Origin of the sequence: Sphingomonas qilianensis (assembly GCF_039614825.1) — a bacterium.
Classification (GTDB): domain Bacteria; phylum Pseudomonadota; class Alphaproteobacteria; order Sphingomonadales; family Sphingomonadaceae; genus Sphingomonas; species Sphingomonas qilianensis.
In genome coordinates this window covers 191,625-216,012 of the sequence record NZ_JBDIMF010000006.1, presented here as the reverse complement: position 1 = coordinate 216,012, position 24,388 = coordinate 191,625, and the positions used below count along the sequence as shown (strand labels likewise).

Here is a 24,388-nt window from a genome sequence, read left to right as displayed (position 1 = left end):
CGTTCCCACACTTTTACGCGACTGTGGGCGAACGTCAACGAACAAAGGCGAAACGCCGAACGTGAATCAATCAGGAACGCCGTGGGTTAGACGACCATCGGCGATCAATGGCGAACATCTAATACGATTCCTGCAACCGGCACCACGCCAATTCCTCTGGAATTGGCCTTAAATTATTGATTTATCTTATTCAATACGACCATATATAAGGCGGCGCGGCGCCTCGCGACGACGTCCGTGGCTCCCCCGATTTCGTCGCTCTTAGACGAGTTTGGGCGACTCCGGTGTACGAGGCAAATACGAGTTCAATGTTCCTCGAGGCCGATAGGGAATCGGAATATCCTCGAAGAGGCATCTTCACTCGCGGCACCATCGAAGCGCGCACTGAAGAAACAGGCCGTATCGATCGCCGCCAATTCGGTTGATATTCGATCTGCAGGTGGTTGTCGTCCGTTGATGCCGCTCACGTTGAAGGCCGCAATCTTCATGCAGGGGCTTTCACCTTTTGAAGGTCAAATCGGCGGTTGCGTCGTTCTTTTTGTGTACGGGTTTTGTACCCGGCCAATCTTAACCACCAGTTTCCTTAGGGATAACCGCCCGACAGCAGCGTATCTCTGCGGATATAAGGTGGGCCACTGAGCGCTCCCAGTGGGACATCGGTAATGACCGATCTCGATTCTTCTGTTTTTGATATTTGCCGAATACATGGCGATGCGACTGCAATCGTCGTGCCGACAATTATCTGGTATCGTATTTTAATGTTGCATTTTTCTCATTTTAACCGCTGAGATACCTAACATTTTTATAATGTCAGAAAGAATAGTATCCGAGCTCGCATTACCACGCTTGACTCTAAAGTAGTACTGACACAATATTAACATACAAGACCGTGACCCGCGCACTTCTTCCTAAGGAGGCTAGCGTGCCCGATGTGTTCACCAATGTCGTCAAGCCGACGCACATCTGCAACATATCGTGCCGCTATTGCTACAATGAGGATACACGCGCGCCGATCATGACGCGTGAAACGCTCGTCAAGGTCATCGAGCAAACATTTGCCGTACCGTGTTCCGGCCCGCAGCGCACGCGCTACGATTTTATCTGGCATGGTGGGGAGCCGCTGGTCCCAGGACTTTCGTTCTACAAGGACGTCATAGATCTTCAACATCGTCACGCCAACGGACGCAGATTTGAAAACACAATGCAGACAAATGGCCTACTGATTAACGACGATTGGGCCACATTCTTTAAGGCAAATCGTTTCAATGTTTCAATCAGTATTGATGGACCAAAGCACTTAAATGATCAAACGCGGATCGATCTGAGAGGGCGGGGTACGTTTGATCGCGTGAGCCGCTCGCTCGAAATTTTGCGACGCTGCAAGGTTCCATTTGGAGTTTGCGTTGTGATAACGCGAGCAAATGAGTCCTTTGTGGACGATATATATGATTTTCTGGTCGCGGAGCGGCTGCCTTTCAACGTTATTCCCTTGACTCTTAGCGGATCAGCCAAAACGTCGTTTGACGAGCTTGGTCTTGACGCTGAAGAGTATGCATCGCCTTGGATAACAATGTTTGACCGGTGGTTTGATTCTCGATCGGGCGATTATATTTATTGTTCTGATTTTGCCTTCAAAACAAAAGCTATCCTGTCAGGGCGACCCGCTGATTGCATTGGACAGGTTAACTGCTCTCGCCATCATGTTTCGACTGATCCAGATGGGTATGTATACCCCTGTGCAACTTTGTCAGGCAATGCCGAATGGCGGTATGGCAATATCCATGAAACGGCGTTGCCAGATTTACTTTCATCTACCGTCGCACAATATGCCTTAGGACGGGAGATAGACCCACAGTGTGCAACCTGCAAATGGCAGCATGTTTGTCACGGTGGCTGCATGCAGCGAGCATTTAAATTCACCGGTGATCATAATCGGCGGGATTATTACTGCCCCAGCCTGTTCAGGATGTACGAACATGTCGAGAATAGGCTGCGAAATGATGGGAGCTTGACGATCGCTCCTGCTCCTCATTCGATACTCTCTGAAACATGAAGGAGGTAGACATGGAACTTGATGAAACAGGCGCTCGGCAAGCTGTGACGGCAGCAGAGCCGCAGCTTCGCGCAGCACTTCAAGATGTAATCCAACGCTTCGGAAGCACGTCGATCCAGATCGAGCTACCAATCGAGCACTCATTTACTGATGATCAGCAATGGTCCGGTAACGTTTATAAATACTCTTTCTGAAGGATTCCTGCCTTTAGGATTGATGGTCAATTGGATCCGTGGAGGCACTCAAAGAGAAACTTTTTTTGATGGAGGCGGATATGGCAATCGAAGACAACAACGTCGTTAAACTTAGTGGCGTGGGAACCAATCGGATCGATTTCGAGGTGCTGGATGAAGGTGCGCGTGACCGGGTAATGGAGTGCCTTCGCAAAAACGGGAAAATCTCGATCATGGTTGGCGAGGGCCGAATCTCATCAGGTGATCCGGACGGCGGCTTCGCGCAGAAGATCGATTAGCGTGACCCGGATGTGGCGCGGGCACGCTGAGCCTGCCGTCGGGCTTGCATATGGCGATGCCGTTGGCTCTTTGCTTGCCCGCCGGCCGGGCGCGGTCGATTTTGTCGAAGTCCCGTTCGAACTGCTGGTGCACACCCCGGAGGCAGCAAGCGCGTACGATCTGCCAGTAGTGTTGCACTGTGCCAGCCTGTCGCTCGCCGGCAATTTGCCACCGAGCCCGGCCGTGGTGGCCGAACTGCGCCGCCGCATCGCGCAGACAGGAACCCCCTGGCTTGGCGAGCATCTGGCCTTCGTGTCGATGATGGCGGCGACGGCGCCGTCGCTCCACGATGCCTTCGCACCGTCGGTGGACGATCTGGCATCGGCCGGCGGCGATGCCGGCCCGTGGAATATCGGTTACACAGTTAGCCCGCAGTATAGCGAGGAGATGCTGGACCGAGTCAGCGCGGCGCTAGAGCGGTGGTCGCAAGTGTTGGCATGCCCGATATTGATCGAGAACGGTCCGGTTTATTTCGAGATTCCCGGCAGCACGATGTCGCAGTCGGACTTTCTTCGTCGGCTTTGCGCGCGCAACGAGAATGTACGGTTGTTGCTGGATCTTGCCCACCTCGTCTGCACGGGCGCGAACACCGGTGAAGATCCCCACGATCTGCTTAAAAAAATTCCGCTCGAGCGCGTCGTTGAGATCCATCTCTCAGGCGCACAGGCCGATGCCGGCACCGTATGGGACGATCATGCCGTTCCGATCGCGCCGCTAGCCTTCGACCTGCTCGATCACCTGCTACATGGTACGACACCACAGGCGGTGACCATCGAATATAATTGGGACCCGGACTTTCCCCTTGGGACGATCGAAGCGGACCTCGCCAAGGTGCGCGCTCTGGCCGGCCGGAGGATGGTTGCGGCATGAACGCGGATATTGCGCAAGGACTGGTGGCGAGGTGCTTGGTCGATGCGGAGTTCTTCGATCGATGCGAGGCGCAGCAGCGGGCGCGGCAACCGGAAGCATCCCCTAAATACCTGCAACTGGCCAAAGTTGCCCGCTTTCGTGGCTTCATAACGCGGATAAAGCACACACAACTGCGCAAGGTGGTTCCGGGCACACTCAGGCTCCTAGGCTTGTATCGGCTTGATATCAGCCTTTTCACCGCCATGGCGCCCGATTTTCAGAAGGCGCGAATGATGGGCTCGATGCCCATCGACGCGATGCTTCTGCGGCTGGAGACGGCAGTGAATGCGCGTCTGGCAACATTTCCCCAGCATGTACGAGCGCCGGTGGAGGCTGTGCTGCGCCATGAAATGCGACTGTTTCGCATGGCTCGCAGCAATCCGACATCGGTGACGTCGCAACCAAGGCTTAGCCACGACGTCGCGATTGAACGCTATATGCTGGATGTGCTGGCGCTAAGCGAACGCCTCGCCCAGAACGGGTTTGAGGTACCGGATATCGTCCTCGAACCGCGGGACTTCCTCTACCGCCGTGTTTCCACGGGCATTTACTGCGCACCCTTGGACGCGTTCAGCGCCTACGTGCTGAGCCGGATGGATGGCGTGACCCCGGTTGCCGAACTCGCGCGCGACGTGATGGCAGCGCTCGGGCACGAAGCGGCCGGCGCGGTGGATGATCTCGTCGCCGATGCAATGGCCCGCGGCTTGGTCATGGCCGCAACCGCGCGGGACCTGGCCTAAGCCGATGCGGGTCCTGTTCGTCGACAATTTGCTCTTCGAGGGAACGGCTCAGGCCCCGGCATTCGATCTCCAGCCTCATCTTGGCCTGATGTCACTCGTCGCGGTGGCGCGACAACATGGCCACGACGCGTCGATCTTCGATCCCAAGTTCGCCGTGGCGAGCGGTGAACTCAGTTGGGACCCTGGTCTGTACGAGCATGCCGCGCGTCTGATCGTTCGGCGTGGGCCGGATGTCGTCGGCTTCACTGCACTGGGCTGCAACTTCCACTGCGTTGTGCAGATCGCGAGCGCGCTTCGCGGTCTTCGTCCCGATCTGCCGATAGTGCTAGGCGGCCCCCATGCGACGATTCTCGACCGGGAAATTCTCGAAGCTTTTCCAATTTTTAGCGCCATCGCACGACACGAGGCAGAGACCACGCTGGTGCTCGTGCTTGACGCGTTGGGGACCGGGCGCATGGCGGACGTGCCAGGCATAAGCTGGCGCCGGGCAGACGGCGCGGTGGTCCGTAACCCCGGCACACCCACGATCGACGAGCTTGACGAGTTGCCAGTTCCCGCATTCGATTGTCACGAGGCGATGGCGGCCAGCCCGACAATGCGGGTCGAGGCGGGGCGCGGCTGCCCCTTCAGTTGCACCTTCTGCTCAACCGCGCCATTTTTCGGCCGCTCCTATCGGCTGAAGTCAGCCGATCGTATCGTCGCCGAGCTTGACCTGCTGCACGATCGGTATGGGGCGAGCGATTTCAAGCTTAATCACGACTTGTTCACCGTCAATCGCCGCAAGGTGCTCGCATTCTGCGAGGCGGCGTCGGATCGCGCCTATAGCTGGAGTTGCTCGGCGCGCGTCGACTGTGTCGATCGCGAACTACTTGAGGCGATGGCCGGAGCGGGTTGCCGCAGCATCTATTTCGGCATCGAGACGGGCAGCGCTCGAATGCAGGAACTCAGCCGCAAACGGCTGGGCCTCGATCTGGTTGCGCCAACGCTAGACGTCACGGCGATGCTAGGCCTGCAGACAACGACGTCGTTCATTATCGGTTACCCAGAGGAAACGTGCGATGATCGCGCCGCTACGATCACGCTGGCCGGACAGCTGCACCGACGACTGCTCAATACCTCGCAGTTACATGTCCTGTCGCCGGAGCCGGGGACGGCATTGCTCGCCCGCTACGGCGATACACTGCGCTTTGACGGTAGCCGATGCGGCTTCAACCTGCCCAGGTTCACGGCATCCGACGACATCCTGATCGCGCAGAATCCAAAGCTTTTCGTTACCCATTATTACTACCCGACCTGCGTCGATCATCGCGTCAACGTTACGGCCACGGCGCTGTGGCAACAGCTCTCGACCATTCGTAAGAACGGCTTCAACTATCTGCTCGATCGCTGTGGAGGCAATCTCGACCGGCTGCTCGCGCGCGCAACGGACTGGTGGCTGGCTCAGGCAAAACCAAATGCTACGCCCGCGGCGGGCGCGCTGGCCGACTGGGCAATAGCGACATTCGGGGACGCGGCGCCGATCGTCTCCATGCTGCGCCACAGTTTTGCCGCGCAGGCCTGTCCGTCCGGATGCACGCCGCTTCCGCGCGGGCTAGGCAGCATCGCTGGCCCGGCGCTGGCCGATGGCGTCAGCATATTGCGTGACTGCCATGACCCCTCCAGTCTCGGCTTCCAGCTGGAGGCGGAGAGCAACGTGGATCTCGCCCACCTAGTTGTGCTGCGCGCGACCGGCAGGCAAGGCGCGACAACCTATCAAGTAGATCGCCTCACCGCCGACCTGTTGATCGCGGCCGCCGATCCGTCCGGAAGCAGCATGCTCGGCTTGCTTGATCCACAGGACCTTGCCCAGCTTCAAGGGCTGGGTATCGTCGTTTGCGCCGAAGGGCATGCGGTCACAGCGTGATCCGAGCGCCCCTGCCACGGCTCTTGGAGCACCATTATGTAACGCTCATCCTTGATGCGCTGCATCAGGCGGGCGTGCTCGCGGCGCTTGAGGTGCCACTTCACCCCAGCGAAGTAGCGCGCCGCTGCGGCTTGGACGAAGCGTTGCTAGCGCCATTGCTGACGCTTGCTTGCGCGCGCAGCGATCTGCTCGATGTGCTTCACGATGGGCGGGTCGTTCGTACCGGCGGCGATGCGGCGCTCGACATGACCCGGCACCTGCTCGACCAATATGTCGGCGGGTTCGGCCCGACGCTGGGATCCTTGGCCGTCATGCTGAAAGGCGACGGTGGCCGGCCCGCCTTTGATGAGCAACGGCACGCGGCAGCCTTCCTCGGCAACGACCCATTCGACAGTCCGCTCCAGGAAGTCGCCCGCCTCATACTGGCGCTCGGGGCGACCGGCGTGGTGGAGCTCGGCTGCGGCGGCGCGCAGACCTTGTGCCAGCTCGCTGCGCGGAGCCCGGGGCTGCGCGGGCTGGGCATCGACGCAAATCCATGGATGATCGGTCAGGCGCAGCGGACGGTTGATCGGCTCGGATTCCGGTCTCGGGTAGAACTGGTCTGCGGCGACGCGATCGCCGTGGTTCGGGCACGCGGCCCCGCCGCCATGTCGAACGTGCAAGTGGTGTTGGCGTCGAGCTTCCTGAACGCCTTCTGGCGCCGCGCTTCCGATCTTCCCGACTTGATCCGCGCGCTGGGCGCGCTCGCGCCGGGCCGCATTCTCATCGTAAGCGACTATTATGGAGGCTTGGGCCAGAGCGAAATTGACGCCTTGGCACCGCGCACACTAGTGCATGATATCGCCCAGCTTGCCTCGGGCCAAGGGGTGCCGGGATCGTCGCGCATACTCTGGTCCGACGCCTATGCGGCGGGCGGGGCGACGCTGCTGGAATGCCACGAGGCATGTTTCGACGGCATCGACCGCTTCATCCATGTCGTGGAGCTAGGCGAGAGCGCGGATGCCCAATTCGGCCCTGACCTCAGCGGTGAGCTGCGCGACGGTCCATGATTGTATGGCAGAGGTCAGCGCCTCCAGATCACTGCAATAGACCGAGGGATTATCAAATCCGGATCCGCGCCGGTAGCGGTGCGGCAGATACCCACCAGCGCAGAGATCGGCGACGCGACAGGCACGGCAGATTACGCTCAGGCGTTCAGCACCGTAATAATATGCCTGCATGAGCGGATCTGCCAGTGCCTCGTCCAGCGAGTGCGCCAGCACGGACAGGCCGCGTCGCGTGAAACCGTTCTCGCAAACCCTGAGCACATCCGCGGGCTCGATCGAGCCACCAGTCTCGATCGTAAGCGTCGCATTTCTGCCCGGACCAAGCGCGTCATAATCGCGCGGCCGGCCAAGTACTGTCCGGATGATGTTTTCGAACAGCCGGATCGAAAACGGCGGGACAGGCTCGGCCGCCCAGCGCGCGAAGATGCGCAGCAGCCATGCGCCATACTCGCCCGCCACGGCGCAATCCGGTGGATTGTCCCAAGTCGCCTGCGGCAAGAGGAAGTCGATGGTTCGCGGGGCCAGGCCCGCAATGTGCTCGAACACCTCGTCGGGATCGGTGGCGGGATCGACCACGATCAAGAGCCCCGGAGTGAGCCCGGCCGCCCGCGCATTCTGAAGGCCGCGCAGCGCCCGTTCATATGAGCCGCGGCCCTTGTGATCGACGCGCGCGCGGTCATGACTCGCTCGGGTCGCGTCCAGGCTGACACCCACTCGAACGCCGAGCGTGAGGAGATCTTGTGCCCAACGCCTGGTGAGGAGCGCAGCGTTGGTCTGAAGCGTGAAACTTGTCCGAACTGTCGGTTCGAGAGAGTGCCGCGCTTCGGCGACGAACCAAGCGTAAAAGTCGGGCGAGACAAGTAGCGGTTCGCCTCCGTGAAAGACGAACTGAAAATGCCCGAGCTGGTGGTCATATGCATGCTCGGCGACGCGGGCGATTGCCGCACTGGCTATCTCACGACTCATGACCACGGGCTCCGTGCGCCATCCATCGTCGCCCATGTTGTATACGTAGCAATAAGAACAATTGAGATTGCAACGGCTCGTGACCTTCAGAACCACCGCCGTGCAAGCGGGACCCAACTGTAGGGCACGAGGCTGGTCGCTTCCGGTGGTCACGGCGATCTCCGAGGCTATCGAAGTTTCGCACACCTCATAACAAGAGTCACTATTGTTGGATCACCCTTGCGGTGGCGTGGCCAACGTCGCCATCACTGCCGCGCGTTCAGCGATCAAAAGCAGTCGGCGGTCGTTCCAGGGAAGGATGGGAATCCCCGGAACAACCGCCGCAGTCGGTGCGCAGACTGGAAAGCGCCACGCCCGCCCATGCCTCAGTCGAACTTGAAGCGGACGCCCAATGCAAAGGTGCGATCGATAAGCAGTGTGCTCGAGTTAAACTGCTCAGGGTTACCGACATCACCGAATTTGTAATAATTTTGCTGCGTAGCCTTGGTCAGGTTCACCGCGTCGAAGGTAACGCCGATATCTTCGTTCACGTTCAAGGTGAGCTGGAAGTCCAGGCTCTTTTCAGGGGCGCGCCAGAAGCCAATGGGATTGGCGAAGGAGCGGGCTTCATTGCTCTGTAGGAACCCCTTGCGCCATACATATGACAGACGCGCGCCGATCGGCCCGTTATCATAGGCAAGCGTGGTATTGTAAGACAGCTTCGACACGCCGAAGAAGGCGGACTTGGTCTCGCCAGTAATCTGGCCGGCGCTATTGGTGAGCGGAATGGTCTGTTCGGAATCGAGAATCGTCGCGCTGCCCGTAAAACCGAGCCCTTTCAGCGGACCCGGAAGGTAGCCCGGGAAGTATGTCAGGCCCAGTTCCACCCCCTTCAGCACGCCGTCCGAAGCGTTCACCGGGCGGGTGATGTTGAAGGATTCCGTGTAGGTCTCGTTCCGGGGCAGATAATTGTTCGGGATTACCTCGCGCACGGTAAGCGGCACGACCAAGCCATCGATTTCGCGCCGGAACGCCGTCGCATAGATCGCGCTGTTACGTTCGAAATACCATTCCACCGCCAAATCGAAATTCTTCGAATGCGTCGGCGTCAGGTTGGCGGTGCCCGACGTGCCCGAGCCAAAGCCGATGCGCGACAGATCGCCCGTCAGCACCGGGTTAGGATTTAAATCACCGAAATTGGGTCGCCGCAGCGTCTCACCATAGTTGAAGCGGATGCGCAGGTTATCGGTAACCGCGAAGCGCGCAGTGAACGAAGGAAGCCACTTCTCCGATGCGCTGGAAACGCCGGTGCGGGCAAAATTGGCGCCCCTGTCGAAATAGTCATAATCGGTATTGATCGCCACATATCGCACGCCGGCCTGAAGCTGGAGCGGACGCCCAAAAATCTCGACCTCGCCATCCGCCAAAGCATAGGCCGCAAGGTTCTGCTCGTTGATGCTGAACACACGGCCGAAGCTCATCTCGTTCGACAAGAGCAAGCCCGGCGCGTTGGCGCGATACAGGGTACGGACGGCATCCGTGTCCATGCTGCGCGGATCAGCCAGCACCCAGCTCGTCGGGATGTCGGCGCGGCCATCGAAGAAGCCGCTGTTAGTGAAGGGCGTGCCGGCGCCGAATTCGGCCAGCGTCGTTCCCAGACTGCCCGCGCCCTGATCCCGCACATAGGTGTCGGCCTTGCGGTCGTCGTAGCGGAAGCCCGCCTTGACGCGGCGCAAAAAGCCGTCGTCCCACCCATATTCGCCGTCGAGCATCATCGTCAGCGCACTGCCGGTATTCTTCGTGCCGCTGTCAAACAGGTTGCCGATTGTCCATGCGGTCGCGTCGGTCAGCACGCCCTGATTGCCGAAGCTGTAGGACGGAAGCCCACCGCCGGCGTTGAAGTCCACGTCGATGTCGAGCGGCGCACGATCGGTGCGGATGGCGAAAAAGGACGTCTCGTTCTTGCTGTCTTGATAGGCTATGTCGGCTGAGATCTTGCCGCGCTCGGCCACGTCCCATTTCGCGTTGAGGGCATAGACATAGCTATCGGTCTTGTTGGTCGCCGTGTCGCCGCTGTTGAAGCCCGCGACTGCCCCCACCCGGCGTGACTTGATGATGTTCGTGCCGTCATAGAGTTCGAAGCTGGTGCCCGGGTTGGCGGGCAGGCTGCCCCACCAATCGACGAAGCTGAAGTTCAGGCTGTTGAACGTACTGCCCTTGAAGCCGGTGTAGAAGACCTCTGCGGTGTAGACCGAGCTGTCGTTGGGTGCCCATTGCAAAGCGGCGTTGACCGCACGACGTTCCCGCTTGCCGTAGAGATCGGACGCGATGACGGCGTCGCGCGACAGATAATATGGCGTGTTGACGCCATTGATGTTCAGCGTCGAACCCGGCGTGGTCGGCAGGCCGGCGTCCAGGCCCGGCGTCCAGTTTTGATTGGTAGCGCCGGGGAAAATCCGCTGCAGTGGCGTGAGCCCCGAACCCACGGTCGGATTTTCCGTCGCGAAAGGCACCATGGCGCCTGCCTGAAGATTCTGGTTCCGGAATTCAGCGCGGGTGTAACTGCCGTTCACCAGAAAGCCGATGTCGCCGATACCGGTCGACCAGCGGTTGCTCACCAGCAGCGCGGCATTGGGATTGGCCTTGTCGGCCAGCTCTGAGTAGATTCCGCGCGCCAGGCCGGAAACGGTGAGGCCCTCAAAGTCGAGCGGGCGGCGGGTCTGCACGTCGATCTGGCCGGCCAGGCCGGTCTCGAGTTGATCGGCCGAACGGGTCTTGTAGACGTCGACCTGCTTGACGAGGTTGGCCGAGATATCCTGCAGCGCGAAGGACGTGCCAGCCGCAGTGAAGATGTTGCGCCCGTTCAGGGTCGTTAGTGGATCGGTCAGGCCGCGGATGGTGATCGTCGCCGCTTCGCCACCGGCGCGGTCGGTAACCTGAATGCCGGTGACGCGCTGGAGCGCCTCGACGACATTATTGTCGGGCAACTTGCCGACGTCTTCAGACACGATCGAATCTACGATCTGGATCGAATTCTTGCGCACGTTGAGCGCGCCTACGATCGACGCTCGCACGCCCGTGACGATAATGTCCTGATCGCCACCTTCCGCATCCGGCGCCGTCTCGACGCGATCCTGCGGCGTGGTCGGCACGGCCTGAGCAAATGCGGGAGCAGCCAATGTCAGCGCGATAACTGACACGGACCCCAAGACAATCGGCTTCAACCCCATTTACCCTCTCCCATATGATGTCCGGCTTAAATCGCCCGGTATTACTCCTACAACATTACGGAGTGCGACCGGCGATAGCAAGAATCTTTAAGCCGATTAGAACGAGATTGGGAGCGTAGCAGTCCTGTGTTACTCTGACATATCGCCCGAAGCGGCCCCACGGCCGCGGTGACCACCGACGCCGTCCCGCACCCGGCGGCGGCAGCGCCTGGAACCACGTCCGCTCCACCGCCGCGATCGGCTTACCACCGCCATTAGATTTGAAATGGTTCAGCGCGGGGGAGGAAGCGGCCGTTCGTCCGTTACAGCCGCCCGTTGGCCAACGGCACGCCGAAGTTCGGGCTGCCATCCGCGTGGTAGGTGAACGGCTGGACGCGGGTATGGCGGTTGGGATCGAACAAGGGATCGCCCTTGATCGCCGCATAGTCGCGCCCGTGATAGACCAGCATGTCGCGGCCACGCTCGTCGACCGTGAAGCTGTTATGCCCGGGGCCGAACACCTTGTTCTCTGGTGACGATTTGAACACCGGCTGCTGGGCCTTGGTCCAGACCGCCGGGTCCATCAGGTTCGCATCCTCCTTCGCGCTGAGCAGCCCCAGGCAATAGCGGTCGTCCGTGGCGCTGGCCGAATACGTGATGAACACTTGCCCATTGCGCGCCAGGAAGGCGGGCGCCTCGGCCACCTTGAAGCCGCGAACTTCCCAGTCGAGCGTCGGCACGGTCAGTCGCATGGGCTTGGCCCCGAGCGTCAGCGCAGTTTCGAGCGGCGCAAGATACAGGTTCGAATTGGTGTCGATCCCCTCCTCACGCTGCGCCCAGCACAGATAACGCGTGCCGCGATGCGTGAAGACGGTGGAATCAAGATTGAAGCTGTCCCATGCCAGCTGCAGCTGACCAAGCACGCTCCACGTCCCGGTCATCGGATCCTGGCCATCGCATATCACGGCATAGCTGCGGATACGGAACACATCCTCGCCGCCGCCGCTTGGGCCAGCAGCGAAATACACGATCCACTTGCCGTCGATCAGATGCAGTTCCGGTGCCCAGAGAAAGCCGGACATCGGCCCGGTTTTTTCGTGCCGCCACAACACACGCTCCTGCGCCGTTGACAGGCCGGCGAGCGTGCGCGACCGGCGCAGCACCAGCCGGTCATATTCGGGCACGGATCCGGTCATGTAATACCAACCATCGGTGTGGCGGAAGACCTGTGCATCGGCGCGCTGGCGCACCAGCGGGTTGACGATTCCCTTGCCGGCAGGGTTGCGGGCGAAGGCTGGCGCGGCGGTTGCCACGGCAGCCCCGGCGAGGAACAGGCGGCGCGATACGGTATCCATGGTCTCTCTCCTCTAGCGAGCGGTCGGCCAGCCGTCCGCATCCCAGCTCAGGGTTGCGATACGAAGGGTCGGTGCGCCGTTCTTGTCTTTGTCATAGGCGTGATAAACGATGAGATCGGTGCCATTCGCGTCGCGAAAATGCCCCGAATGGCCAGGCCCGCGGAAGCGCTGCTTTTCCTGCAGGTCGGCGCGCAACAGGATCGTGCCGCCGCCCTTGAGCAGCGAACTGCCGTCCTTGCCGCGATAGGGCCCGGCGACCGTCTTGGAGCGACCGATCACCGTGTAATACGTGCTGTTCACGCCCTTGCAGCAATAGTCATAGCTCGCCAGGAGCCAGTACCAGCCGCCGCGCTCGAAGATGTATGGCGCCTCGACGATCGACGGCGCGCCAGCGGGAACCGGGCGGCGGGCGATCGGAACGGGCTTCGCGCCCGGGTGCAGCAATTTGCCAGTCCGCGGGTCCAGCTCGAACAGCTTGAGCCCGGTCCAGAAGCTGCCCAGCGACAGCCAGTGGCGACCCTGCTTGTCGGCGAGGAAGGCCGGGTCGATGGCGTTGAAATCGTCGCCCGGTTGCGACGCCACGACGAGGCCCTCGTCGCGCCAGCCATAGCCCGGCTTGCTCGGATCGAGCGTCGCGCTGGTGGCCATGCCGATCCCGGAGCGGTTCGAGCCGAAGGTCGACGCCGAATAATAGAGCCGGTAGCGGCCGTTTACGTACGAGATATCGGGCGCCCAAAGGTTCTTGGCGCCCGGGATCGTGCCGGCTACCCAGGCTGGCAGCGTCGCGAACGGCGGCGGCGCGGCTTCCCAATGAACAAGATCGCGCGAGGCGCGATGCGATACCATGCCCTGCCCGAGCGGTCCGATCCCGGTCGAGAAGACGTGATAGGTATCGTCTTCGCGGATCAGCACCGGATCATGGACCGGCGCGATATCACCCTCGATTTGAGCGTTGAGCGTTGTCGGCGCTACCGCATCCTGCGCACCCGCGACCGGGGTGGAAAGCGCCAGCAATACCGCCAGCGCTCCCCCCATGCGTTTCACGATCATGTTCAGCGCAGTTCGAGCATAACGACCGACTTGGCCGGGAGCGTAACCGTCAGCATATTGCCCTGCACCTGCGCACCGGTGAACGCCACCGGCGTCACCGCCTCGGCGACGCCGAAATCGTTGCGTGCATTCATCGCCGGGGCGGTTAGCACGCGGCCCGAGACGCTGCTTGCCGCAACGCCCGTCAGCGACACCGAAATTGTCACCGGCGCATTGGGATCGGCGTTGGCGAGGCCGACATGGACCAGCCCGTCCTTGCCGCGCACCGCGCTCGCGCTGACCTGCGGGATGGTCCACTGGTCCTTATTGTACCACGGTGATTTGATCTCGAGCGGCAGCACCGTGCCGTCCATGTACGGCTTGTACATCTCGAACACGTGATAAGTCGGCGTCAGCACCATCTTGCTGCCGTCGGTCAGGATCATCGCCTGCAGCACGTTTACCATCTGCGCGATCGCCGTCATCTTCACGCGCTCGGCATGTTTGGCGAACACGTTGAGATGGATCGCCGCCACCAACGCGTCGCGCAGTGTGTTCTGCTGCCGCAGGAAGCCCGGATGTGTGCCCGGATCCTGCGCAAACCACGTGCCCCATTCGTCGACCGCCAGCCAGATGCGCTTCTGCGGATCATACTTGTCCATGATCGCGCTGTGCTTGGTGATCAGCTCGTCCATCTTCCACGCGCCGGCCAGCGTCTCCGCCCAAACCGTCTCGTCGAACTCGGTCGGCGAGGCGCGCGGCGGCCAACTGCCGGGGATCGTGTAATAATGCAGCGAGACGGCATCGATCTGGCCGATCGCCTCGCGCATCATGACTTCAGTCCATTTGTAATCGTCGACGTTCGCGCCGGCGGCGATCTTCAAGATGCGGGTGCCCGCAGGCGCCTTGATGAACGTCGCGTACCGCCTGGTCAGGTCCGCGGCATATTCAGGACGCATGTTGCCGCCGCAGCCCCACAGCTCGTTGCCGACACCGAAATACGGCACCTTCCACGGTGCCTTGTGGCCATTCTTGGCCCGCTCGCCAGCCAGCGTGCCAGCCGGGGATGTCATATATTCAACCCACTCGGCCATTTCCTGGGGAGTGCCGTTGCCGACATTCCCGGCGATATAGGGCTCGGCGCCAATCTGCTCGGTCAAGTCCATGAATTCGTGTGTGCCGACCGTGTTGGGCTCGGTCACCCCGCCCCAATGCGTGTTGATCTTCACCGGGCGCTTGTCTTTCGCGCCGATCCCGTCCCGCCAGTGATATTCGTCGGCGAAGCAGCCACCGGGCCAGCGGATCACCGGCACGCCAAGCCGCTTGAGTGCGCCGACCACGTCGTTGCGGAAACCGCGGGTATTGGGAATCTTCTTGTCGTTGCCAACCCACAGGCCGCCATAGATGCCGTTGCCGAGATGCTCGGCGAACTGGGTGAAGATGCGCTTGTCGTAAACCGGGCCGGGCTTATCGGCCTGCAGTGTCGCGGCGACCGGCGCCTCGGCCGGCATGGTCTGCGCCCCCGCGATCGCGGTGGTGGAAAGCAGCAAGGCAGCGGCAAGGCCGCGCAGGGTCCTGGACATGGTCTTCTCCTCAATCATGGAAATTCTCAACCGGCACGCGCGTCGCGCGCAGGAAGGCATCGGCAACGAGGCACAACGGGCTGGTGTCGACATCGCTTTCGCCAGCGCGGATCAGTGCCGCGAAGCGCGCATACAGCCCGGGGTATTCCTCGTCGTCATGCTGCTCGATGCCGCTCGGCAGCGTCAGCACCCCACCGCCCTTGGCGAGGCTCAGCGTACCAGCATCGGTCTCGACCGTCATGTCCCAGCTTTGCGGGCCGGTCTGGCGCCAATCGAGATCCATCGTCACCGGGGCGCCGAGCGCATCGCGGAACGTGAGATCGGCGGCGATCGGCGCAGCGCGATTGGCCGGCGTCGATAGCGTGCCCGTGGTCAGGAAGAACGGGTTGGGCAGGATATACGTCGCGATCGACAGCGCGTTGATCCCGGGATCGAACACGCCGAGGCCGCCCGGCTCCCAGATCCAGGCCTGGCCCGGATGCCAGTGGCGCACGTCCTCCCGCCACACGATCGATACGCTGTCGATACGGCGATCGGCCAGCCAGGCGCGCGCCGGCGCGACGCCGGCGGCGAAACGGGAATGCCAGCCAGCGAACAACGTCGCCCCGCTTTTGACCGCCTGGTCTTCCAACAACCCGACTTCGGCCAGCGTCGCGCCGGGCGGCTTTTCGAGGAATACATGCACGCCGCGCGACAGCGCCAGCGATGCCAGGTCGTAGCGCACCTGCGGCGGGGTGCACAGCGCAACGGCATCAATCGCCGGGCCGTCGTCGAGCAGCGACTGCAACGTCTTGTGCCACGCGACACCGGGCATGGCCGGATCGCGCGAGCTGACCACGGCGGTCAGCACGTACTCCTGACTGCGGGCAATCGACGGCACATGCTGGTCGATGGCGATCTTGCCCATGCCGACGATGGCGACACGAATCTTTTCCGTGCTCATAGTTCCCGCACCATGACCGCTACTGCTTCAGCCTTGGCGAGCGGATTGCGCAGCGGCAGCGTGAACGGCGCCGCTTCAATCTCGAACACATCACCCTCCTCGGTCGTCACGCCATCGGCGAATGACAATGTCGCGGTGCCAAAGAAATGGACGTGCACATCGCCGGGGCGGCGGAACAGATCATATTTGAAGTGATGTGCCTCGAGATTGGCGATCGTATGCGACATGTTGGCCTCGCCCGATAGAAACGGCTTTTCCCACAGCAAGGCACCATCACGGTAGATGCGGCTGGCGCCTTCGATATGCTGCGGCGGCGTGCCGACCAGGAGCTCCGGCCCGAGCGCGGCTTGGCGCAGCTTGGAATGGGCCAACCACAGATAGTTGTGCCGCTCGGTGATGTGGTCACTGAATTCGTTGGCCAGGCACAAGCCGAGCCGGAACGGCGTGCCGTCCGGACCGATCAGATAGATGCCGGCCAGTTCCGGCTCCTCGCTGCCGTCCTGCGCAAAGGCCGGCGAGGAGAGCGGTTCGCCCGGGCCCACCAGCGCCGAGCCATTGCCCTTGTAAAACCATTCCGGCTGCTGTCCGATGTCATCCGCGGCCGGCTTGCCGCCCGCTACCCCTTCAAGGAACATGCGCATCGAATCGGTTTGCTTGTCGCTCGCCGCGGCATCGCGATGCATCTTGTCGCGGCCCTCCGCCGAACCAAGATGCGTCAGGCCCGTGCCGGACATCAGCAGCCGTGCATTGTCCTCATGATCGATCGGCGCGATCAGCCGACCGGCAGCATGTTCCGACATGAGATCCACGGCATCGCCCTGCCCGGCCGCGGCAACCGCTGCTTCAAGCGTCTGCCCCTGTGCGATGGCGTGTGCCGCTAGTGCCCGGATGCTCTCGAATCCAGGCACGAAGCTGGCGTGGTTTCCCAACGCCGCAATGACCGCGCGGCTTCCATCGACGCCGCGATGCTGCAGCAGGCGAAATGCCATATAACCCTCTCCTTCGGCATGAGCGCCGTTATGGCCAGCGCCCTTTGTTCAGTCGGTTCAATCCGGTCTCCCGCCGAGCCGGCGATCAGCCACGGCGCGCCACCGCCTTTCACGTCAGCGGGAAGTTCGACCGCAGCAGATCGATTAGTGCGATAATCAAGTCCAAACTTTATACTCTGAGTAATGCAGACTGCAGACGTTGGCAATGTTTGTCGTTTCGCCTGCTGTGACGGCCTGATAGGGATTTCCCAGCGGAGAGCAGTCTATGGTTGACGACAATAACCACATCGGGAGTTCGAACGCGGCAAACACGATCCGCGGCCCCGGTCGGCGCTTGCGTGGCGCGGTCGCCCACAAGCTTGGCCTGGCGATATTGTCTGGAAAGTATGCCCCGGGCGACACGCTATCCGGCGAGATCGCCTTCGCTGAGGAACTGGAGGTATCGCGTACTGCATACCGCGAGGCGGTGCAGGTGCTGACCGCCAAAGGGCTGGTCGAGAGCCGGCCAAAGACGGGCACCCGGGTTTTGCCACGCGGCCGCTGGAACCTGCTTGATCCAGATGTCCTCGCCTGGGCCTTCGCCAGCGAACCCGATATCGACTTTGTCCGCAACCTGTTCGAGCTACGTGCAATCGTTGAGCCGGCCGCGGCGATGTTGGCGGCGCAGCGCCGCGATCGCGCCGATCTCAAAGCGATGAAAGATGCGCTGACCTCGATGCGCCGCGACACACTGGTCACCGAGGCCGGTCGTGCCGCCGATCGCGACTTTCACAGCGCGATCCTGCAGGCGACACGCAATGACGCGCTGATGGTGCTGACCGCCAGCATCGGCGCGGCGGTCAACTGGACGACGCAGTTCAAACAACGCCAGCGCGCGCTGCCGCGCAACCCGATCCCCGATCACATGCGGGTCTATGATGCAATCGCCGCCGGGGATCCAGCGGCGGCAAGCGAAGCGATGCGCGTCCTGGTCGAGTTGGCGCTGGAAGATACGCGCAGCTCGATGACGGCCTGACAGCGGCGTACAAAGGCAAACCACATCGCCTGGTGAGCAGCCCAGCCCTGCTGAAGATGGTGTGCGAACCACCCCATCGCGATCGTGTGCTACGCCCGCAGCACCCGCCACGCGCAAGCCATGTTGGCGTCCGGCTCAACCGACGCAGGCCATAGTGCTCAGCTTGTTTTTCTTGGGTGGACATTGCGGTCGCCGGATTCCGCCTCGACCGGAAAGGTTCAAGTATTTGCCGTCGCGGCAGGTGTGTCCTGTTGCGGCTCCGCAAATGTCGCCCAATCGCCATCGTCGCCCGGACGGGGCGGCGGGCCGGCAATGCTGTCTGGCTCAGATAGTGCGCCGGTGTGGAGGCGGTGCAGGTGAACCTTGGCGATCATGTTGGCGGAGATCGGCGCGGTAATGAACAGAAACAGCGAGATCAGCAGTTCATGCGCGCTCCACGTACCGAGCCGGAGCTGAAAATATAGCACCGACCCCAGCAACAATGCGCCCAGCCCCAGCGTGGTCGCCTTGGTCGGCCCGTGCAGCCGCTCCATCGTCGACGGCAGACGCACCAGCCCCCAGCTGCCGATCAGGACGAACCCGGCGCCCAGCAACACCAGCGCCGAGATGACGATATCGACGATCATGGTCATTCCACGATGTCCCCGCGCAGGATGAACTTGCAATAGGCGATGGTGCTGACGAAGCCGACCATCGCGAGCAGCAGTGCCGCCTCGAAATAGGTGTCATTGCCGCCGATCATGCCGATCAGCACGATCAGCGCGATGACGTTGATCACCATCGTATCCAACGCCACGATGCGATCGCCCAGCGCCGGCCCCTTCAATAGCCGCCAGCCGTTGAGCAGTAGCGCCAGCGCTACCGCGACCGAAGCGATGTTGAGTGCCCATGCGATCATGTGAATACCCGTTGCAGTCGCGCTTCGTACCGCGCCTTGATTCGCGCGACCTCGGCCTCCGCGTCCGCCACGTCGAGCGCGTGAACGAGCAGATAGCGTCCGTCCGCCGACACGTCCGATGAAACCGTGCCGGGCGTCAGGCTGATCGTCCCCGCCAGCACCGTCACGGCCTCGGGCGTCGTCAGATCGATCGGGATGATCAGCCAGCGCGATCGCAGGTCGCGGTTGCGGCGGAACAGGATTATGCGGGCGACCTCGAAATTGGCGACCAGAATGTCATACAATACGATGACGACATAGCCCGCCAACGCGCGGCCGAAGCGGATGCGCGGTCGATCGGGCCAGAACGGCTCGGTAAATTTGGGCAGAATGACTGCGAAGATCGCGCCCAGCACAAGCCCGCCCACCGTAATCGTGTTGGCCATCAGCAGCCATACCGCGAGTAGCATAACAGACAGCGCAGGATGGGGCAGCAGCCATTTGATCATCGCGCATTCCCCAGCACGGCATTCAGATAGTGCTGCGGCGCAAACACCTGCGCCGCGGCCGCCTGCGCCTGCGCCGTCGCCCCGCCGCCGAAGAGGGTCATCATGGCGAGCAATGCCACCAGCGCCATTGGCGCGGCAAGTTCGGCGCGCGACCGTTCGGGACAGGCGATCGGATCCCCATCGGCTTTCGCCTTCCAGAACAGCGCGCTGCCGCTACGGGCAAAACCGACCACGCCGATCAGCGTGGTGCCTAGCACCGTCGCCCACAACACCCACGACAGCGCATTTGTGCTGACGCTTTGCAGGATAAACAGCTTGGCGACGAACCCCGACAGCGGCGGCAGCCCGACTGCGGCGATCGTGGTGGCCAGGAACAGCAGTCCCACCGCCTGTTGCCCGACGAAGCGCGGGCCCGCGACGATCGCGTCGCCATATTGGCCGCGCCGCCGCATCGTCACGTCCGCAACCAGGAACAGCGCCGCCGCGGCGAGCGTTGCATGGACGAGATAATAGAGCGCCGCTGCCGTCGTCGCTTCGGTCCAGCACGCCACCGCCAGCAGCAGCGTGCCGGTCGAGCCGAGCAGCGCGAACGCCGCCTGTTCGCGCATTCCCCGCGCCGCCAGCACGCCGACGAACCCGGTGATCGTGGTGAGGATGGCAGCGGGCATCAGCCACGGTGCAGGCACCCACGCCGCCGCACCCGCGCCCGGGCCGAAGATCAGCGGCACGGTGCGGATCATGGCATAGACCCCGACCTTGGTCATGATCGCAAACAGCGCCGCGACCACCGGCATGGTCGCGGCATAGGTGCGCGGCAGCCAAAGGTGCAGCGGCACCACCGCCGCCTTCAGCCCGAACACGGTCAGCAACAGCAGCCCGGCGACCCGCGCGAGCCCCTGATCCGCCGCGCCCAGCGTGGCAACGCGCCGCGCGAGATCCGCCATGTTGAGCGTGCCGGTCAGGCCATAAAGCAGCCCCAGCGCGATCAGGAACAGCGCTGATCCGACGATATTGACGATCACATAGGCGACCCCCGCCTTCAGCCGTGCGCCCCCCTGCCCGTGCAGCATCAGGCCATAGGAGGCGATCAGCAGCACTTCGAAAAACACGAACAGGTTGAACAGATCGCCCGTCAGGAACGCGCCGTTCAGGCCCAGCAGCTGGAACTGGAACAGCGGATGAAAATGCCACCCCTTGCGATCGACCGACGTGACGAGCGCATGGATCATCACGATCAGCGCCAGCGCGGCCGCCAGCACCAGCATGATCGCCGACAGCCTATCGAGCACCAGCACGATCCCGAACGGTGCCGGCCAGTCGCCCAGCGGATAGGCGCGGATCGTGCCATCTTGCGCCATGCCAAACAGCGCGAGCGCCGCGAGCAGCATCAGCACACACCCCGCCAACGACAGCGCGACGCCGACCCGCCGCCGCCGTCGCATCGCCAGCAGCGCCAGCGGTGCGACGATCGTCGGAATGACAATCGGCGCGATGATCAGCTGGTCCAGCGCGGTCACGACGCGCTCCCTTCGTCCGCGGGATCGGCGATTCCGTCGACCTGGTCGGATCCGCTTTCGAGAAAACTGCGGAGCGACAGGATCACGACCAGCGCGGTCATGCCGAACGTGATGACGATCGCGGTCAGCACCAGCGCCTGCGGCAACGGGTCGGCATGGTCGGTGAGGCCTTTGGCGAACAATGGCGGGCGGTCGATGACCAGCCGCCCGATCGCGAACAGGAATAGGTTCACCGCATAGGACAGCAGAGTCAGCCCGAGCACGACTTGGAAGGTCCGTCCACGCAATGCGAGATAGACGCCGCCCGCGGTCAGCACGCCGATCGCGCTGGCGATCAGGAACTCCAGGCTGATCATAGGCCTTCTCCGTCAGACGCATCGCTGCCGCGCGCCGCGCGCTGCGCCACATGGCTAAGCTGTGCCAAGGCCATCAGCACCGCGCCCACCACCACGCATGCCACGCCCGTATCGAACAGCATGGCTGTCGCCAGCTCGAATTTGCCGATCAGTGGCAGATGGAAATAGCCAAAGCTGCTCGTCAGGAACGGCGCACCGAATGCGAGCGATCCGAGCCCGGTCGCGACCGCGATCAACACGCCAAAGGCGATCAGCGGATGCTCGCCCATCTGCCGCCGCTCGTCGGTCCAGTCAAAGCCGGAAGCGAGATACTGGAGCAGGATGGCGATCGCGAACACCAAGGCGGCGACGAACCCGCCGCCCGGCTGGTTATGCCCGCGCAGGAAAATGTAGAGGCCGACCAGCAGCGCCAGCGGCAAAAGCAGCCGCGTCGCCATCACGAACATCATGGGGTGACGCTCGGGTGAATGCGGCATGTCCTTTCGCCAAGCACGTAATCGGCGGCCCGCAGCGCCCCGCGCGGCAGGCTCAAGCAGCGCATAGATCGCCAGCCCAGCGATCCCCAGCACGATAATCTCGCCCATCGTGTCAAACGCACGAAAATCGACCAGCGTGACGTTAACGACGTTGGTCCCGCCGCCGCCGGGATAGCTGTTGGCCCAGTGATAGGACGACACTGAATCGCGCACCTCACGCGTCATGATCGCCCAGGCCGCGAGCCCGGCGCCGATGCCGGCCGCGATGCCCAGTGCGCCGTCGCGCAGCCGCCGGGGAACACTCGACAGTTGGCGCGGTGTCTTGGGGAGAAGGTGCAATGCCAGCAGAAGCAGCAAGATCGTCACCACTTCGACAGCGATCTGGGTGAGCGCGAGATCGGGCGCGGACAAGTGGACGAAGGCCAGTGCCATGACCAAACCGATGACGCTGATGAACACCAGCGCCAGGAACCGCTGCCGGTGGGTCAGCACGACGGTCACGGTAGCTGCGATTAACGCGAGCCATGCCGCGATGGCGACCGGCGACGCGGGCAACGGCGCGCGGGGGCCGGTGAGCAGCCCGCCGCTGGTCAGCATACCGTCAAGGCCCAGCGCCACCGCCACCGCGAACAGCATGAAAAGATAGCGCTGTAGTGATCCGGCATGGATCGCCAGCGAGGCGCGCCGAGTCTGCGTGATGACGGCTCCCATTGCCACGTCGAACATCCGCTTGGCATCGGGCGCGGCGCGATTGGCAAGCCGCGCCGCCAAAGCGGGATACTGCCAGACAACGGCTGCACCGAGCAGCACCGCGACAAGGCTCATCACCAGCGCCGGATTAATGCCGTGCCAAAGCGCCAGTTCGAGCCGCGGCGCAGCTTCGCCCGTCACCGCCGCCGTGGCAGCGGCAACCAGCGGCCCGGCGATCGTCATGGGCAGCAACCCAAGGCCGAGCGCAACCGCCACCAACACGATCGAGGGGCCGATCATCGCCGCGCCGGGATCGTGCGGCTTTGGTGCGTCGCCCGTCCGTGTCGGCCCGAAGAAGAGTTTCGCGGCATAGCGCAGCGAATAGGCGGCCGACAGCAAGGCGGCGAGCGTCGCCAGCACCGGCACGAGCAACGTCTGGCCGCCAAATATCGTGTGCGCGCTTTCCTCCAGCATCATCTCCTTCGAGATGAAGCCGCCCAGCGGGGGAAGGCCCGCCATTGCCGCCGCGGCCAGCGTGCCGAGCGTCGCGGTCAGCGGCATCAGCGCTGCGAGCCCGCCCAACCGGCGGATGTCACGCGTGCCGGTCTCGTGGTCGACGATCCCCGCGTTCATGAACAGCGCCGCCTTGAAGGCGGCATGGTTGAGGATGTGGAACACCGCCGCCGCGGCGGCCGCCGCCGTACCGAAGCCGAGCAGCATCACCATCAAGCCGAGCTGGCTGATCGTCGAATAGGCGAGGATCGCCTTTAAATCGTTGCGGAACAGCGCGACTCCGGCGCCGAACAGCATCGTCAGCAGGCCGGTCGAGGCGACGAGGTAGAACCACAGCTCGCTGCCCGCCAGCACCGGCCACAATCGCGCGAGCAGAAATACGCCGGCCTTCACCATCGTCGCGGAATGCAGATAGGCACTGACCGGCGTGGGCGCGGCCATCGCGTGCGGCAACCAGAAGTGAAACGGAAACTGCGCCGATTTGGTGAATGCGCCCAGCAGCACCAGGATCAGGATCGCGGGATAGAGCGGCGACGCCATGACGACATCCCCGCGCGTCAGGATCGTCGACAGCTCATACGACCCCGCCACCTGCCCCAGCAGCACCAGCCCCGCGATCAGCGCCAGCCCGCCGCCGCCCGTCACCGCCAGCGCCATCCGCGCCCCCTGCCGTGCATCGGCGCGGTCGCGCCAGAAACCGATCAGCAGGAAGGACGACAGGCTGGTCATTTCCCAGAACACCAGCATCAACAGCACGTTGTTCGACAGCGCGATGCCCACCATCGCTCCCTGGAACAGCGTGAGGCAGGACAGGAACCGGCCCGTCGCTTCGTCCCGCGCCAGATACCCCTGCGCGTAAATCACGACCAGCAGGCCGATGCCCAGGATCAGGCCGGCAAACAGCAATCCCAGCGGATCGAGCCAGAGACTGAAGTCGAGCCCGAGCGCGGGGACCCATGCGAGGTGCAACGCCAGCGGCGCGCCCGCCACCACCCCTGGCGGGGCGCTCAGCAGCAGGCCCAGTCCGCCAGCGCTCGCTCCCGCCGCAATCAAGACGTGCGTTCCGCGACTTGCGCTTGTGCAGAGGGCCAGCAGAAGAGCCGCAGCGAACGGTAACAGGGTCAGCGCTGCCAGGATCATGTTACGTCTTCCCTGGATTGCAGAATTGCCACACGCCTCACGCGGCAGACCGATGGGGTCGGCGGCGAGAAGCAGCCCG

At 62.6% G+C, this 24,388-nt stretch carries 22 protein-coding genes and 1 pseudogene; 9 read left to right on the top strand and 14 right to left on the bottom strand.

Annotated features, from left to right (window positions below; all coding sequences use genetic code 11):
• Positions 1-305: 305 nt before the first annotated feature.
• The gene (locus ABC969_RS14150) at positions 306-488 is read right to left on the bottom strand and encodes a hypothetical protein (protein WP_345865761.1); all 183 of its coding nucleotides are present in this window, start codon (positions 486-488) and stop codon (positions 306-308) included.
• Between the two features lie 174 nt (positions 489-662).
• Here ABC969_RS14150 and ABC969_RS14145 point away from each other — a divergent pair, with 174 nt between their 5' ends.
• The 8 genes from ABC969_RS14145 (at position 663) to ABC969_RS14110 (ending at position 7,166) form a co-directional block, all read left to right on the top strand.
• Positions 663-788, top strand: coding sequence for a hypothetical protein (locus tag ABC969_RS14145; RefSeq protein ID WP_345865760.1), 126 nt, complete (start codon positions 663-665; stop codon positions 786-788).
• Between the two features lie 134 nt (positions 789-922).
• Positions 923-2,053, top strand: coding sequence for a dynobactin maturation radical SAM/SPASM protein DynA (gene dynA, locus ABC969_RS14140; protein WP_345865759.1), 1,131 nt, complete (start codon positions 923-925; stop codon positions 2,051-2,053).
• An 11-nt stretch (positions 2,054-2,064) separates the two neighbouring features.
• On the top strand, positions 2,065-2,247 hold the full coding sequence (locus ABC969_RS14135; RefSeq protein ID WP_345865758.1) for a hypothetical protein: 183 nt from the start codon (positions 2,065-2,067) through the stop codon (positions 2,245-2,247).
• An 80-nt stretch (positions 2,248-2,327) separates the two neighbouring features.
• The gene (locus ABC969_RS14130; RefSeq protein WP_345865757.1) at positions 2,328-2,525 is read left to right on the top strand and encodes an ApyA family aminopyruvatide-related RiPP; all 198 of its coding nucleotides are present in this window, start codon (positions 2,328-2,330) and stop codon (positions 2,523-2,525) included.
• A gap of 10 nt (positions 2,526-2,535) precedes the next feature.
• Positions 2,536-3,435: an MbnB/TglH/ChrH family RiPP precursor modification enzyme gene (locus ABC969_RS14125; RefSeq protein WP_345865869.1), complete on the top strand. Its 900-nt coding sequence runs from the start codon at positions 2,536-2,538 to the stop codon at positions 3,433-3,435.
• Positions 3,432-4,214, top strand: a complete 783-nt coding sequence (locus tag ABC969_RS14120) for a PqqD family protein (RefSeq protein ID WP_345865756.1) — start codon at positions 3,432-3,434, stop codon at positions 4,212-4,214. The genes ABC969_RS14125 and ABC969_RS14120 overlap by 4 nt, the downstream gene beginning before the upstream one ends.
• Before the next feature lie 4 nt (positions 4,215-4,218).
• On the top strand, positions 4,219-6,117 hold the full coding sequence (locus ABC969_RS14115; protein WP_345865755.1) for a B12-binding domain-containing radical SAM protein: 1,899 nt from the start codon (positions 4,219-4,221) through the stop codon (positions 6,115-6,117).
• Positions 6,114-7,166: a class I SAM-dependent methyltransferase gene (locus ABC969_RS14110; protein ID WP_345865754.1), complete on the top strand. Its 1,053-nt coding sequence runs from the start codon at positions 6,114-6,116 to the stop codon at positions 7,164-7,166. Before ABC969_RS14115 ends, ABC969_RS14110 begins: the two co-directional genes overlap by 4 nt.
• On the opposite strand, the gene ABC969_RS14105 is transcribed toward ABC969_RS14110, so the two are convergent.
• The 7 genes and pseudogenes from ABC969_RS14105 to araD1 form a co-directional block, all read right to left on the bottom strand.
• Positions 7,101-8,225, bottom strand: a complete 1,125-nt coding sequence (locus ABC969_RS14105) for a radical SAM protein (protein ID WP_345865868.1) — start codon at positions 8,223-8,225, stop codon at positions 7,101-7,103. The two genes, ABC969_RS14110 and ABC969_RS14105, sit on opposite strands and share 66 nt — an antisense overlap.
• Before the next feature lie 269 nt (positions 8,226-8,494).
• Positions 8,495-11,338: a TonB-dependent receptor gene (locus ABC969_RS14100; protein WP_345865753.1), complete on the bottom strand. Its 2,844-nt coding sequence runs from the start codon at positions 11,336-11,338 to the stop codon at positions 8,495-8,497.
• A 305-nt stretch (positions 11,339-11,643) separates the two neighbouring features.
• Positions 11,644-12,672, bottom strand: a pseudogene (locus ABC969_RS14095) (glycoside hydrolase family 43 protein); the annotation flags it as partial.
• Positions 12,673-12,684: 12 nt separating this feature from the next.
• A complete protein-coding gene (locus ABC969_RS14090; RefSeq protein WP_345865752.1) occupies positions 12,685-13,722 on the bottom strand; it encodes an arabinan endo-1,5-alpha-L-arabinosidase in 1,038 nt (345 codons plus the stop codon).
• A gap of 2 nt (positions 13,723-13,724) precedes the next feature.
• Positions 13,725-15,284, bottom strand: coding sequence for an alpha-N-arabinofuranosidase (locus tag ABC969_RS14085; RefSeq protein WP_345865751.1), 1,560 nt, complete (start codon positions 15,282-15,284; stop codon positions 13,725-13,727).
• 10 nt (positions 15,285-15,294) lie between these two features.
• Positions 15,295-16,227, bottom strand: a complete 933-nt coding sequence (locus tag ABC969_RS14080; protein WP_345865750.1) for a Gfo/Idh/MocA family protein — start codon at positions 16,225-16,227, stop codon at positions 15,295-15,297.
• Positions 16,224-17,216, bottom strand: a complete 993-nt coding sequence (gene araD1 / locus ABC969_RS14075; RefSeq protein ID WP_345865749.1) for an AraD1 family protein — start codon at positions 17,214-17,216, stop codon at positions 16,224-16,226. Before araD1 ends, ABC969_RS14080 begins: the two co-directional genes overlap by 4 nt.
• 265 nt (positions 17,217-17,481) lie before the next feature.
• Between araD1 and ABC969_RS14070 the strand changes: the two genes are divergently transcribed.
• A complete protein-coding gene (locus ABC969_RS14070; RefSeq protein ID WP_345865747.1) occupies positions 17,482-18,231 on the top strand; it encodes a FadR/GntR family transcriptional regulator in 750 nt (249 codons plus the stop codon).
• A 218-nt stretch (positions 18,232-18,449) separates the two neighbouring features.
• Here ABC969_RS14070 and ABC969_RS14065 read toward each other — a convergent pair whose 3' ends face one another.
• From ABC969_RS14065 to ABC969_RS14040, 6 genes are read right to left on the bottom strand one after another with little or no spacing between them, the layout of a single operon-like run.
• Positions 18,450-18,863, bottom strand: a complete 414-nt coding sequence (locus ABC969_RS14065) for a Na+/H+ antiporter subunit G (RefSeq protein ID WP_345865746.1) — start codon at positions 18,861-18,863, stop codon at positions 18,450-18,452.
• Positions 18,860-19,129 (bottom strand): K+/H+ antiporter subunit F, encoded by a 270-nt coding sequence (locus ABC969_RS14060; RefSeq protein WP_345865745.1) that lies wholly within the window; start codon positions 19,127-19,129, stop codon positions 18,860-18,862. Before ABC969_RS14060 ends, ABC969_RS14065 begins: the two co-directional genes overlap by 4 nt.
• On the bottom strand, positions 19,126-19,617 hold the full coding sequence (locus tag ABC969_RS14055) for a Na+/H+ antiporter subunit E (RefSeq protein WP_345865743.1): 492 nt from the start codon (positions 19,615-19,617) through the stop codon (positions 19,126-19,128). The genes ABC969_RS14060 and ABC969_RS14055 overlap by 4 nt, the downstream gene beginning before the upstream one ends.
• Positions 19,614-21,134, bottom strand: coding sequence for a monovalent cation/H+ antiporter subunit D (locus ABC969_RS14050; RefSeq protein WP_345865742.1), 1,521 nt, complete (start codon positions 21,132-21,134; stop codon positions 19,614-19,616). Before ABC969_RS14050 ends, ABC969_RS14055 begins: the two co-directional genes overlap by 4 nt.
• Positions 21,131-21,487 carry a Na+/H+ antiporter subunit C gene (locus ABC969_RS14045; protein WP_427916133.1) on the bottom strand — a complete coding sequence of 119 codons (357 nt, stop codon included), beginning with the start codon at positions 21,485-21,487 and terminating at the stop codon, positions 21,131-21,133. Before ABC969_RS14045 ends, ABC969_RS14050 begins: the two co-directional genes overlap by 4 nt.
• A complete protein-coding gene (locus ABC969_RS14040; RefSeq protein ID WP_345865740.1) occupies positions 21,487-24,309 on the bottom strand; it encodes a monovalent cation/H+ antiporter subunit A in 2,823 nt (940 codons plus the stop codon). The genes ABC969_RS14045 and ABC969_RS14040 overlap by 1 nt, the downstream gene beginning before the upstream one ends.
• Positions 24,310-24,388: the final 79 nt, after the last annotated feature.